We start from the raw sequence: 12,719 nt of genomic DNA, 5'->3' as shown, positions 1-12,719 counted from the left end.
GGCGGCTCAGGCCGACTTCAGCGCGGCCAGCCGCTCCTCGAGGACCTGGGCCACGCCGTCGTCGTCGAACGCTGGTGCGCGAAGATTCGCGGCAGAGAGAGCGTCGGGGTGACCGGAGGCCATGGCGTAGCCGTGGCCGGCCCAACCCAGCATCTGGATGTCGTTCGGCATATCACCGAAAGCGATGACATCCCCCTGATCGACGCCGAGCTGCGCCGCGTACCTGGCAAGCGTGACTGACTTGTTGATCCCAGGAACGCTCATCTCAAGAAGCGGGACGCTGGGCGCCGAGTGTGTGGTGGCGACAATGTGTTCAACTGCCGGGCCCACGCCGTGCAGGAATTCATCAGGCGTGATGTCCCGTTCACGGGCGAGGAACTTGATGACGCCCGAGCCGTTGAGTGACTCACGAAGAGGCCGTGGTTCGGCGGCACCGAGCAGCTCAACGGAGCCCGGATCCGCAAACCCCGGTTCGATGAGGAAACTGTCCACCGTTTCGGCAGCGAACCGCACCGCGGGGTAGAGCTTCCGGATGATGTCCTGGGCTTCGAAGATGCTCTCACCATCAAGGAGGTGTGAATCGAGGACTTCCTCGCGTCCGAGGTCATAGGTCAGTGCGCCATTGGAGCAGATGACGGTCCCCCTGAAACCGAGATCCCGTAGTGGCTGAAGCCAACGCGGCGGGCGCCCGGTCACGAAAACCACTTCAATGCCGGCATCCAGGCAAGCCTCAAAGGCGCGAACGGTCCGCTCCGAAATCCGGCCATCGTGGCCGACGATCGTGCCGTCCATGTCGCTGGCAACCAAACGCATGCGCAAACTCCTTGCCTGGGTGAATATCCAGCCTACCCAAGAAGCCGCGCTCACCGATGCGCGGTGAACCTAGGCGAGCGCGTTCTTCTCGCTCCTCGACAGCTCGGCCGTGACGCCGCAGTAGGCGCAGGTCCGCAGGTAGCGACGGCGGGTAGTGAAGAGCGGGATGAAGAACAGCGTGAACTTCGAAGCCCGTTCATCAACCCGCTGGGAAGCGTGCTGACCGCAGTTGGGGCACACCGCCTGCCTGCGGAACAGTTCCTTCACGGCGGTCTTGAAACCAAACAGAATCAGCATGCCGGGCCTCCCTGTAAATCGTGTGCGAATCTACTGTTCGTAGGTGCCCACGATACGCGCGCGGCCCAGGGTGTGGGAGAAGAGATTGAAGCCGAGGTAGGCATTCGAGGCCTCCGCCGAGATGTCCAACTGCTCCACATCCACCGCGTGCACCACCACGTGATAGTGGTGCAGGCCGTGTCCCGCCGGAGGTGCCGCTCCCACAAAACCGGGGAAGCCGCCGTCGTTCTTCAACTGCACAGCACCCTCAGGCAGGCCTGCGCCGTCCTCGGTACCGGCGCCGGCGGGCAGCGACGTGGTGCCCACAGGAATGTTGAACACGGCCCAGTGCCAGAACCCGCTGGCAGTGGGAGCATCCGGATCATAGACCGTGACGGCGAAGCTCCGAGTTCCCTCAGGGAATCCGCTCCAGCTCAGCTGCGGTGACACATCATGCCCGCCTGCACCCATTCGACCCGACGCCTGCAGCGCATCGAGGGGCTGGTAGTCGGCGATATCACTGCTGGTCAGCTCGAACGATGGAACTTCTGGAAGGTCTGCGTAAGGATCGCGGGTCATGCGTACACTCCTTGTGCTCTAAGTTCAGCTCTGGTGGGCGGATTGGCGCCGGCACGTGACACGGTTACTGCCGCAGCGGCGGCGGCGAAGGCGAGGACGCCCTGCATCTGCTCAACGGACAGGGCGCGCAACTCATTCCGCCGCTGCCCGCCGACCAGTTCCCGGTCCACCAGGGCGCTGAGCAGCGCCGCCATGAAGGAGTCACCTGCGCCGACGGTGTCCACCACTGAGGTTGCCGGGGCCGGAACCTCACACTCCCCGCGGTCCACAACCGCCCACGGCCCCTTGGAACCGCGCGTTACTACGACGACGGCGGGACCCAGTTCCAGCCACCGGCGCGCCGATTCCCGGTGGTCCTGTTCCGGATACAACCACTCGAGATCCTCGTCCGACGCCTTGACCACGTCTGCGAGCGCGACAAACTTCTCAGCCTGCGCCCGCGCGTAATCGGCGTCCGTGATGATGGTCGGCCGGCAGTTCGGGTCGTAACTGACGGTCGCGAAAGGCCGCGCATGCTGGATCGCTGCCAATACCTCGCGAGCGCCGGGAGCCAGCATCGATGCGATGGAGCCGGTGTGGACGAGGGTGGTTCCGTTAAGTAGGTCGTCATGGGCGGCGAGGTCAGGTAATTCCCAGGAGAGCTTGAAGGTGTAGGTCGCTCCCCCTGCGGGATCGAGTCTCGCTGACGCCACGCTGGTCGAGTGGGAGTCCGCGGGCAGCGGCACAAGCACTGAATTGTCGGCAAGGTGCTGGTGGATGCGACGGCCGAACTCGTCATCCCCGAACTGGCCCAGGAACTGCGCCGAATGCCCCAGGCGCGCCAGCCCCACAGCCACGTTGAGTGGACTGCCGCCAACGTGCGCACGCGGAGGTGCGGTGTCGCTGAGAACTTCGTCGATGAGGGCTTCGCCGATTACTGTGAGCATCATCTCAACCTAGCAGTTACGATGCAGCCGGTTGTCGGCGCGGACGCCTTCGAAAGCGACGGATGCTGTAGACAAGCAGCGTAAGCGCAATGATGGCCGAGAGCACGAGGCTAAGCCCGGCACCCCAGCCGCCGAAGAGCCACCAGTCATCGTTGAACGGCCACCATCCGGGAGCGGGAGGCTGGAGCATCCAAAGGATTCCCAGCGCCATGAAGCCGAAAGCGCTCACCGCACTGACCGCTATCCGCGGCCAGGTCTTCACACCGATCCGCGCGGCTTTGTAGGCCTGCTTCTTGATGGGGTGCAGCTTGCGCTCAGCCCACTCATACTGCTGGGACAGGACGGCAAGCCCGCCGACCAGCATCAGGAGACCCGGACCCGGCAACACCAACGCAGCTAATCCGAGCACCACCAGGGTCCAGCCGAGAATTTCCAGGCCGGTGCGGTGGGCAGCCCGGTGGAACCGGGATCGCGCGCTCATTGGTGCAGGATCCCACACTTCCCTGAATTCCCCATTAACGGTTCCCCACCGCAGCTATCCGAGACGCTCAACGGCTGCGACTACCTGCAGCCAGGCGTCCGTGCCGGGGGTGATCATCGCGAAGTGGTCTCCGGGAATCTGCACCAGTTCAGCCGTCCCACCTGCGGCCCGAGCCGCAGCGACATACGACTCCGACTGGCTGAGCGGGACGGTTGTGTCATTCTCCCCGTGGAGGGCCAGCACCGGCACCGAAAGCGGAATCACCGTCATGGGATCAGCGAGGCGGTACTTTTCCCCGTCGCGTTCACCCAGGAAGTCCTGCACAGCTCCGTTGCCCAGCCGCTCCTCGTGGGCACGCTGCAGGTTCAGCACACCGGACTGACTCACGACGCCGGTGATCGGCACCGCGGGCACCCCGCCTCCCGGCGCATCCTCCGGCAGCGAGAACCGCCCGGCTGCCCACACCGCAAGGTGACCGCCCGCGGAGTGGCCGAGCGCCGTCGTCGTGCTGGTGTCCAGGCTGTGCTCCTCCGCCGCGGAGGCGATCAGGTCGATTCCCGCAGCGACGTCCTCGAAGGTCTGCGGCCAGCCGCCGCCGTTGCCGACGCGCCGGTACTCGAGGTTCCAGCATGCATAACCGCGTGAGGCGAGGTCCTCGGCGAGCGGTACCCCAAGCTCGAGGGTGTACCGGCTGCGCCAGAATCCACCGTGAATAATGACGACGACGCCGGGCCTCGGTTGTCCCTGCGGGAGGTAAAGCTCGGCGAACTGCTGCGCATCGTTGCCATAGGTGTAGCGCTGGGGTGCCATGGCTTCCTTGCTCGTTGTCCTGTCCGCAGGCGCCGCGGAGGGCTTCAGTTTGCAGCCGGCGAGTGCTGCCGCGCCCAGCGCAGCCGCAGCTGCAGCCCCACTGAGGACTGCGCGTCGTGGGAGGCCGGTCACTTTCACCAGCGTAGCCGCTGTCAGTGCAGGGTGTTTAGATGGGTTGGTGAGTGCATGGAATGAGTTGGATGAGAGGCTGCGGCCGGCCGTCGAGGAAAGTGTCCGCGAGTATGAGCGCGTCCGGCCGGCGCTTGAGGCTGTCACAGCCGATTCTCGCGAGAGGATTGAGAACATTTTCGTCGGCACGGAACTCCGGCCGCTCTTCGTCACGGCACGTACCAAAACCATCGAGTCTTTCCGGGACAAGGCCTCAAGGATGCTCGTTGATACTGATGGACCGCCCAGCCTGGTCTTCCCCGACCCGCTGCGGAACCTGACGGACCTCGTGGGCGTCCGCGTCATCACCACGCTTCCCCATGAGGTGGATACCGCAGCCAACCTGATCAAGCGCCAGCGCAACGAGTTCGACTGCCGTGGTGACCGCGAAAAGGACATCGGCTCCATTGAATCCGGCACTTACGGCTATTCCAGCCGGCACCTGATCCTGCGGACCATCCAAAACGACGCCGTCCGCGCCTACCAGCAGCTGCTCGGTTCCGATTCGGGCAGCTATCTGTTCGAGACCCAGATCCGCACCGTTCTGGCGCACGCCTGGTCGGAGATCGAGCATGACATCCGGTTCAAATCCTTCAATCCGAAGGCGTGGAGCCCCTACTTCGACCGGCAGTTCACCGCCACGGCAGCCATGCTGGAGAGCGTCGAATCAACGTTTGCGGACCTGCATTCGCGGTACCAGAAGGTCACCGGTTTCTGGGAACAGGAAGGCGAGGGCGGTGTCGAACTCACGCCGGACCGCATCCGCGAGGTGTGGCAGACACTGCTGCCGCACGTGGACCGCAAGTCTGATGATGACTGGCGCTGGGCGGCGGAGCTGCTGGCCGCCCACGGTCTGACCACGACGACGGCCCTCGCCTCACTGCTCCAGGCTGACACCATCACCTCGGTTCGGCGCGCACTCGATCACCGCTATTCGCCGGGGCCGGACCGCCTGCTCGACGACGTCCTGCTCTGGAACTACGGCGAGCGGCATATCGAGCTGACGGCGGATCCCTCGTCCGAGACCGGGGCATCCCGCCGCGACAGCCTGGTGCGGCGGTTCCGTCAGATCCGGACGTTCCGCTCGCGCTCCTAGCGCCGGCTCAGCGCGAGCTGACTTTCCCGAACAGTCCCGCGACGGGTGCCAGCACAATGGGCCGCGCTGCAATCCAGGCGCCGATAACCAGCAGCAGCGACACGAAGAAGATCCAGAAGCCGGCCCAGTTCACCGCATCCTGACCGCCATACATGTGGTTGAGGTTGCGCAGCGCGCCGGTCGCGAATACGAGCGCCACGTGGCCGATGATGAAGACCACGAAGTAGAGCATCACCGGGAAGTGGACGGCACGTGCCCACTCCACCGGGTAGGCCCTGTTCAGCGCTTTGGCATCCTTGGGCCAGATTCCCGACATGCGTGCCCCGCTGATGGCTGCCAACGGTGCGGCGATGAAAATGGTGACGAAGTACGCGAGCATCTGAAGGCTGTTGTAGTTCACCCAGCCGTTCTCCGTGGGCCAGTCCAGCGAAACGTACTGGATGAAAGCCGACAGTGCGTTCGGGAAGACCTCCCACGTGGTGGGCACCAGCCGCGCCCAGTGGCCGGTGACAAAAAGCAGCACCACAAAGACAACCCCATTCAGGAGCCAAAGGATATCGAGCGCCTGATGGAACCACAGGTTGATGCTGATCTTTCCGTCGCCGCCCTTCGACCATCTCGGGGTCCAATACCCCGGTGGCCGCGTCTGACTGCGCACCTGCAGGCCGGAGCGGATGATGAGGACGATCAGGAAGAAGTTGAAGAAGTGCTGCCACTGTACCCACGCGGGGAAGCCCTGCTCGGTGCCGGCAGGCAGGGGCGTTTCACCCGGATACGCCTGCAGGAAGTCCTGCATGAAGCCGAGCGTGACAAGCCAGCGCGTGAAGAACACCGCGGCCAGCGCGACCACCAGGAGTCCCAGCGCGCCGAGAAGCAGCTTGGTTGTGCGGCTGCGTGGCTTCCTGGCTTTCGCCTCCTCAGCGGGCGCCGGTTCCATTGCTGCCCGCGCTGGAGCCTCGGTCTCCTGCTGAGCTGGAGCCTCCTCCGGTGCGGAAACTTCCGCATCCGTGCGGGGAGCTTCGCTGCTGGCTGGTTGGCTCGCTGCGACGACTGGGTTCTCCGCGGCGACCGGGCTCTCCGGGGCGGTATCCGCCGCAACGACGACGGCGGTCTCTGGCGGCCAGGCTTCGCCACCCGTCACGCGCGGCAGTCCGCGACGCAGCAGGCGCATGTTCCCGGCCGCTACCGGCGCCGCTGGGGCAGGACCCGCCGCGTTCGCGGGGGCAGGATCGGAAACTGCGGCTTGCGATAGCGGCTGGTCGGTGGGGGCCGCCGCTGTGGGCTTTGCTGCCTCTTCCACGGGCTCCCCTACCGAGGCGGGGACGGATAGGGCCTCTTCCGTGTTGGGGGCTCCAGAAACGGATTGAGTTGCTGCCGGTGTGTCACCGGCCGGTGGCCATGGCTCTCCCCCAACAACCCGGGGAAGCCCCCGCCGGATCCCGCGGGCAGCGGGCTGCGCCGCTGGTTCCGCCTGCACTGCTGGTTCCGCCTGCACTGCTGGTTCCGCATGCACTGCTGGAGCGGCCACCTCGGCAGGAAGGGTCGAGGTCGCCTCAACCGGCGAGACCGTCGTCGTTGCGTCAGCAACAGTGCCGGTCGGGACGGAAGCGTCCACTGGCCTCGCAGGAGTGTCCAGGGTGGCGCCGTCGTGCAGGTCAGCGGGTGCGGCGCCCGCCGGCGGCCACGCTTCCCCACCGATTTGTCGTGGCAGTCCCCGCCGCATCGTGCGACTGTACGTCGCCATGCCCTACTCCTTCCGCGCCGAAAGCGACGCGATCAGCTGCGGCACCACGTCGAAGAGGTCACCGACGACGCCGAAATCGGCGATCTCGAAGATCGGCGCGTCAGGGTCCTTGTTGATCGCGACAATCGTCTTGGCGGTCTGCATGCCTGCCCGGTGCTGGATGGCACCCGAGACGCCCAGCGCCACATACAGCTGAGGCGAGACGGAGATTCCGGTCTGACCAACCTGGTAGCTGTTTGGAACCCACCCGGCGTCCACCGCCGCACGCGATGCCCCGACAGCAGCGCCGAGCACGTCCGCCAACTGGTCAACGAGGGCAAACTGTTCCTGTGAGGTCAGGCCGCGGCCGCCCGCTACGACCTTGGCAGCGCCGCGCAGCTCGGGGCGGGTCGAAACCACCGCCTGCTCCTCGAACGACTCGATGGACGCTGCGGGAGCACCGGAGGGTGGAACGTCGAGCGGTGCACCTTCTGGGCTGGCGGCCTCAGCGCGGACGTCGATTGATCCCTCGCGCACGGTGATCACCGGCGCACCGAAGGTGGGTGCGCAGTCCACGTTGTAGGCACCGCCGTAGACGGAGTGGTGGGCGACGATCCCCTCTTCATCGCGCGAAACTCCCACGGCATCGATGGCAAGGGCAGAGCGCGTACGGGCGGCGAACCGCCCGGCGACGTCCCGGCCGTCGATGGAGTTGGAGATCAGAACCGCGTCCGGACGCACGAGGTCCGCAGCGGCGGCGAGTGCGTCGACGGTTGGAACAGCCAACCGTGCGTCCGCCCCTTCGGGTTCGGCGGTCAGCACCTGCTTCGCCCCGAGGGCGGCCGCATTTTGGGTCGCGTTGGACGCTGCACCGGACGCGCTTACCACCAGCGCAATTGGCGTGCCCACCTGGGAGGCCGCGCCGAGCAGTCCGGCTGCGCTTTTGGCCAGTCCTCCCGACGGCGTGGTCTCGAGAAGGACGAGGATGGAGTCTTCCGGGAATGTGGTCATGGTCATTCCTTAGGCCAGTCGGTTCTGAATCAGGAACTCCGCAAGCTTCTCACCGGCGTCGCCCTCGTCCACGATCTTTGTTCCGGCCGAACGCGCGGGCCGCTCTGACACGGCAAGCATGATGGACCGGGGAGTCTCCAACCCTTCCGGGTCGATCTCCAGATCGGCGGCCGTCAGGGTCTCAACGGGCTTCTTCTTGGCAGCCATGATGCCTTTGAAGTTGGGGAACCGGCCCGCGGGGAAACGTTCGGTGATGGAGATGACCGCGGGCAGCGGGGCCGCGACCGTCATGACCCCGCCGTCCGCTTCCCGTGTTCCGCTCACCCGATCAGCGGAGATGTCAACGGTAGTGAGGGCGCTTGCGTACGGCACACCGAGCAGCTCGGCGATCATGGCGGGAAGCACCCCGCCGTAGCCGTCTGTGGAGAGGTTCCCGGCGATGACGAGATCAAAGCCGGTACGGCGGATAGCAGCTGCCAGCACTTCAGCCGTGAGACCGAGATCCGCGCCGACAAGATTCTCATCCGCGATGTGAACGAGCTTGTCCGCACCCATGGCGAGAGCCTTGCGGAGCGTTGCCGTCGCGGTTTCAGGGGCCATGGAGACAACAGTGATCTCGGCATCCTCAAGTGAAGCCGCCTGTGTCAGCGCCAGCTCGAGGGCACGCTCACCGATCTCATCGAGCACCGCCTCGCTGGCGCCCCGCTCGGCAAGCCCCGTCTCGAGATTGAGCTTGCGTTCGCCGTAGGTGTCCGGCACCTCTTTCATCAGAACGATGATCCTCATTGACCCTCCTATGGTTCTGACGATTTCCCCACAGCACCTGACCAACTGAGTGAAGGAGCGTTAACCGAAAACCGTCTGCACCGAGAATACCGCGAGAATCCTTAAGGATGAATGTCGGATGATCCGGCGGCCGGCGCCTTGGTACCGTTGCTGCCCCAGTTACGGAGCATCTCGACGGCGTCCAGTCCCGTGGTGTCCTTCAACAGCTGGAAAGTCTGCTGCAGGCCGCCGCTGACGTTCTTGCTGAGCTGGCTTGCACCGTCGGTGGAAATCACTGTCATGTTGTCGATCGATGACATGGGCGCAGCAATCTCGCGTGCCACGAGCGGCAGCATCTCCATGACCTTGTTTAGTACGGCTGCTTCATTGAACTGCTCGTAAGCGCGGGCCTGGGCCTCGATACCCTGCGCTTCGGCAATGCCCTTCTGGCGGACGACGTCCGCTTCCGCCTCACCGCGGACCTTGATGATCTCTGCTTCCGCCGAACCATTGGCACGAGTGACTGCGGCCGCAGCGTTACCCCGTGCGGTGTTTGCAGCCGCCTCTGCCTCCGCGGCCACCCTGTCGCCCTCGGCCGTCAGCCGACGCTTGGACAACAGCACCTCTGCCTCAACCTGGTCGGCCTCCGACTGGCGCTTACGCTGCTCGAGTTTGGCTGCCGCTTCCTGCTCCACGCGGTATTTGTCTGCGTCCGCAGGCTTGCGGATTTCAATATCCAGCTCGCGTTCACGCAGCTCTGCCTGGCGGGAGGTCACCTGCTGCTCCTTGAGGAGGATCGCCTCCTTCTGCTCTGCTGCGGCAAGGGGGCCTGCGGCATCTGCCTGCGCCTGGCGCGCGTCCGCAACCTCCTTGAGCTCCGCACGCCGGATGGCGAGGCGCTGCTCGGCGAGCGCAACCTGCTCGTCGGCAACCGCTTTGGCCTGCGCGGCTTCCTGAGCCGCATTGGCTTCGGCGATCTTCGCGAGCTTCTCCGCGAGGGCTGCCTCAGGGCGGCCCAGGTTCCGCAGGTAGTCGGAGCTGTCTGCCACGGATTGGATCTGGAAGGTGTCGATCACCAGGCCCTGGTTGTGCATGGAGTGCTCGGCTTCTTCCTTGACGCTCTTTGCGAAGGAAGCCCGGTCCTTGATGATGGAGTCAACGCTCAACGTGCCCACAATCGAACGCAGCGAACCGGAGAGGGTCTCCTGCGTGTAGTGGTCAATCTGGTCCTGCTGGTTCAGGAAGCGCTGGGCTGCGCGACGTACGGCTTCTTCATCCCCACCGACCTTGATCTGTGCCACGCCGGTCAGATGCAGTGCGATGCCGTTCTTCGAGATGCCCTCAATCTGCAGGGTGACCTGGCGCGACGCCAGCGAAATCGAGAACGCACGCTGGCTGAACGGGTTGATGAACGTCCGTCCGAACACCACCCGCTGACTTTCCTGGCTGCCCTTGCCGGTGATGATGAGCGCTTCCGCCGGGCTTGCGATTCGCAAAGCCATCCGAGCGATAACCGCGGCGATCAAGGCCAGAACAAGTACGACGCCGGCAATCACCCCGAGCGTGATCAACAGACCAATATCCACAACTTCCCCCATATATAAGACGCATCCGAACGCGCGATGTGAGCGCGCCACATCGGACGCTACACCAAAGAACCGCCCCTGCCATCAGCAATTCGGGTTATCCACAGCACAAAGTGCTACGCGTCGTCGTCGTCGTTTCTGGAAGTAGGGGCCGGTTCACGGAAGGGAACCGTGGACGGGACAGTCGCGGCGCCGCGTACGGGACCCGATGTCCGCTGACGAAGCGGGTCGCGGCGCAGGTCCACGTAGAGCGAGACGCAGAGCCCGATGATGATGAGAACGAAGGGCGTTGCCGCGAGAATAGTGAACGTTTGCAGGGCCTGAAGGCCGCCGACGAACAGCAGCACCGCGGCCACCGCGCCGGTGAGCACCGCCCACAGGATCACCAGCGGCTTCCACGGCTCGGCTCGCCCGTAGCTGGAGAGGGTTCCGAGAACCAGCGCACCGGCGTCGGCTCCGCTGATGAAGAAGACCGCCGTGAGCACCATGACAACCAGCGCAGCTCCGATGAAGAACGGATACTCCTGCAGTGCGGTGAAGAAGCCTGCCGCCTCATTTCCGCTGCCCGCGATGTCCACTCCGCCGAGCTGCAGGTTCAGGCCGGCGCCACCGAACACGGAGAACCACACCACACTGACGGCGGTGGGAACGAGCAGGACGCCGAGGACAAACTCACGCACTGTCCGCCCGCGGGAGATCTTCGCGATGAAGGTGCCCACGAAAGGGGTCCAGGAGATCCACCAGGCCCAGTAGAAGATGGTCCAGCTGGAGAGCCATTCAGTACCGCCGAAGACCGCCGAGTGGAAGCTCATCGGCACGAGGTTTGAGAGATAGGCGCCGATGGATGCCGGTATCAGGTCAAGGATGAAGACGGTTGGGCCGACCACAAAGACAAAGAGCAGAAGCACCGCGGCGAGCACCATGTTGGTGTTGCTCAACCACTTGATTCCCTTGGAAATACCGCTGGCAGCGGAGATGACCACGCCGACCGTGAGGACGCAGATGATCAGGATCGGAAGGCTCGCCCCGGGGTCATCAGAGAACTCTCCCGTGGTCAAAAGGGAAAGACCGGCAGCGATCTGCAGGGCTCCGAGGCCGAGGGAGGTCGCTGAACCGAACTTGGTGCAGATGATCGCGAGGATGTCGATGGGCTTGCCCCAGCCCTTCTTCTCGATCCGCTCCTTGCCGAAGATCGACTGGAACGGGGAACTCATGAGGTTGCCGCGGCCCATGCGGTACGTGGAGTACGCCAGCGCCAGTCCCACGACGGAGTAGATCGCCCAGGGATGTAGGCCCCAGTGGAAGAACGTGTAGGCCATGGCCTGGTTGGCGGCCTCCGGCGTTCCCGCTGCCGCGTCCACGAAGGGCGGCGGAGAAGCGAGGTGGGTCACCGGTTCATAGACCCCGAAGAACATGAGCCCGATTCCCATGCCGGCACTGAACATCATTGCCACCCAGGAGATGGTCGAGTACTCCGTCCCCTCGCCTTCCTGGGACAACGGAATGCTCCCGTACTTTCCGAAGGCCAGGACAAGGGAAAACACAACAAACCCGGTGGCGCCGAGGATGAACAACCAGCCGAAGTTTCCGGTGATCCACCCCAGCGCGGCGCCGGTGGCGTCGCTGACCGCGGTGGTGAATAGGACGCCCAGCACGCAGACCACCACGATGATGCTGAAGGAGATCGCGAAGACGGTCTTGTCAACGGTGGCCCAGCCCCTGGCCGGGGCGGCGCTGTTGATCCCGCCGATTCTTTCCTCGGGGGAATCCTCGGACGAATCCGTAGCCATGCGATCTCCTCAGTCGTGGAATGCAGGAACCGACGCTAAGTATACTTACCGAATGGTTGAGGAAGCGAAGAATTATCCCTCGGACGGTCACTTCTACACGGGCGAGGGAGACACCGGTTTCACGGACTTCGGCGGGCACGGCAACTGCTCCAAGAATGACAGCCGCGTTGTTGCCCACGCGGAGTGTGATGAGGCGAACGCTGCAGTGAGCGTGGCGATTGCCGCCGGAGGTCTCCGTACGGACGTTTCCGCCACCCTGGTGAGTGTGCAGAACGACCTCTTCGACGTGGCCACCGACCTCGCGGCTCCCCTGAACGCCGTGACGCAGCCTCAGGCCCGCATGGTTCCCGGCCATGTTGAACGGCTGGAGCGCGCCATTGACCACTTCGCCGAGGAGGCCGGTGACCTCAGCGGCATGGTTCTTCCTGGCGGAACGCTGTCCGGGGCGCTGCTGTACCAGGCGCGTGGCATTGTCCGCCGTGCTGAGCGGGCCGTCTGGGCCGCCGTCGAGGAATATCCCGGTGTGGTGAATCCGGTCAACGGCCGGTATCTCAACCGGCTGTCCGCGTTGCTTTTTGTGCTGGCGCGGAACGCCAACCTGGAGCACGGCGACATCACCTGGGTTCCTGAGGCGTCGGTGCGTGTTCCGTCGGAGGAAGAGGCACCCGCAGCCGAGTAAGTCCGGCGCCGCTCGT

At 64.6% G+C, this 12,719-nt stretch carries 13 protein-coding genes; 2 read left to right on the top strand and 11 right to left on the bottom strand.

What is annotated here, in order from left to right; translation table 11 throughout:
• Positions 1–6: 6 nt before the first annotated feature.
• The 6 genes from ASH00_RS05345 to ASH00_RS05320 all read right to left on the bottom strand — a co-directional run bounded on the left by ASH00_RS05345 (position 7) and on the right by ASH00_RS05320 (position 3,885).
• Positions 7–813 (bottom strand): HAD family hydrolase, encoded by an 807-nt coding sequence (locus ASH00_RS05345; RefSeq protein WP_056545715.1) that lies wholly within the window; start codon positions 811–813, stop codon positions 7–9.
• A gap of 69 nt (positions 814–882) precedes the next feature.
• Complete coding sequence (locus ASH00_RS05340) at positions 883–1,110, bottom strand: zinc-ribbon domain-containing protein (protein WP_056545714.1); 228 nt, start codon at positions 1,108–1,110, stop codon at positions 883–885.
• 30 nt (positions 1,111–1,140) lie between these two features.
• Complete coding sequence (locus tag ASH00_RS05335) at positions 1,141–1,668, bottom strand: YbhB/YbcL family Raf kinase inhibitor-like protein (RefSeq protein WP_056545712.1); 528 nt, start codon at positions 1,666–1,668, stop codon at positions 1,141–1,143.
• Positions 1,665–2,594: a carbohydrate kinase family protein gene (locus tag ASH00_RS05330; protein WP_056545711.1), complete on the bottom strand. Its 930-nt coding sequence runs from the start codon at positions 2,592–2,594 to the stop codon at positions 1,665–1,667. The genes ASH00_RS05335 and ASH00_RS05330 overlap by 4 nt, the downstream gene beginning before the upstream one ends.
• A gap of 16 nt (positions 2,595–2,610) precedes the next feature.
• Positions 2,611–3,075, bottom strand: coding sequence for a PGPGW domain-containing protein (locus ASH00_RS05325; protein WP_056545709.1), 465 nt, complete (start codon positions 3,073–3,075; stop codon positions 2,611–2,613).
• Between the two features lie 54 nt (positions 3,076–3,129).
• Entirely contained in the window at positions 3,130–3,885 is a 756-nt protein-coding gene (locus tag ASH00_RS05320) for an alpha/beta hydrolase family protein (RefSeq protein WP_056545707.1), read from the bottom strand.
• 175 nt (positions 3,886–4,060) lie between these two features.
• On the opposite strand from ASH00_RS05320, the gene ASH00_RS05315 reads away from it, so the two are divergent.
• Positions 4,061–5,149 carry a GTP pyrophosphokinase gene (locus tag ASH00_RS05315; RefSeq protein ID WP_056545705.1) on the top strand — a complete coding sequence of 363 codons (1,089 nt, stop codon included), beginning with the start codon at positions 4,061–4,063 and terminating at the stop codon, positions 5,147–5,149.
• 7 nt (positions 5,150–5,156) lie between these two features.
• Here ASH00_RS05315 and ASH00_RS05310 read toward each other — a convergent pair whose 3' ends face one another.
• The 5 genes from ASH00_RS05310 to ASH00_RS05290 all read right to left on the bottom strand — a co-directional run bounded on the left by ASH00_RS05310 (position 5,157) and on the right by ASH00_RS05290 (position 12,024).
• Complete coding sequence (locus tag ASH00_RS05310; RefSeq protein ID WP_056545703.1) at positions 5,157–6,893, bottom strand: cytochrome b/b6 domain-containing protein; 1,737 nt, start codon at positions 6,891–6,893, stop codon at positions 5,157–5,159.
• Positions 6,894–6,896: 3 nt separating this feature from the next.
• Positions 6,897–7,883, bottom strand: a complete 987-nt coding sequence (locus tag ASH00_RS05305) for an electron transfer flavoprotein subunit alpha/FixB family protein (RefSeq protein ID WP_056545702.1) — start codon at positions 7,881–7,883, stop codon at positions 6,897–6,899.
• Between the two features lie 9 nt (positions 7,884–7,892).
• Positions 7,893–8,669, bottom strand: coding sequence for an electron transfer flavoprotein subunit beta/FixA family protein (locus ASH00_RS05300; protein ID WP_056545701.1), 777 nt, complete (start codon positions 8,667–8,669; stop codon positions 7,893–7,895).
• Positions 8,670–8,770: 101 nt separating this feature from the next.
• A complete protein-coding gene (locus ASH00_RS05295; RefSeq protein WP_056546691.1) occupies positions 8,771–10,234 on the bottom strand; it encodes a flotillin family protein in 1,464 nt (487 codons plus the stop codon).
• Positions 10,235–10,350: 116 nt separating this feature from the next.
• Positions 10,351–12,024 (bottom strand): BCCT family transporter, encoded by a 1,674-nt coding sequence (locus ASH00_RS05290; RefSeq protein WP_056545700.1) that lies wholly within the window; start codon positions 12,022–12,024, stop codon positions 10,351–10,353.
• A gap of 52 nt (positions 12,025–12,076) precedes the next feature.
• On the opposite strand from ASH00_RS05290, the gene ASH00_RS05285 reads away from it, so the two are divergent.
• A complete protein-coding gene (locus tag ASH00_RS05285; RefSeq protein ID WP_056545699.1) occupies positions 12,077–12,703 on the top strand; it encodes a cob(I)yrinic acid a,c-diamide adenosyltransferase in 627 nt (208 codons plus the stop codon).
• Positions 12,704–12,719 lie beyond the last annotated feature (16 nt).

Source organism: Arthrobacter sp. Soil782 (assembly GCF_001428435.1).
In the GTDB taxonomy this organism is placed as follows: domain Bacteria; phylum Actinomycetota; class Actinomycetes; order Actinomycetales; family Micrococcaceae; genus Arthrobacter_D; species Arthrobacter_D parietis.
Note: the sequence above shows the minus strand (reverse complement) of the source record. Positions and strands in the feature narration are given on the sequence as shown.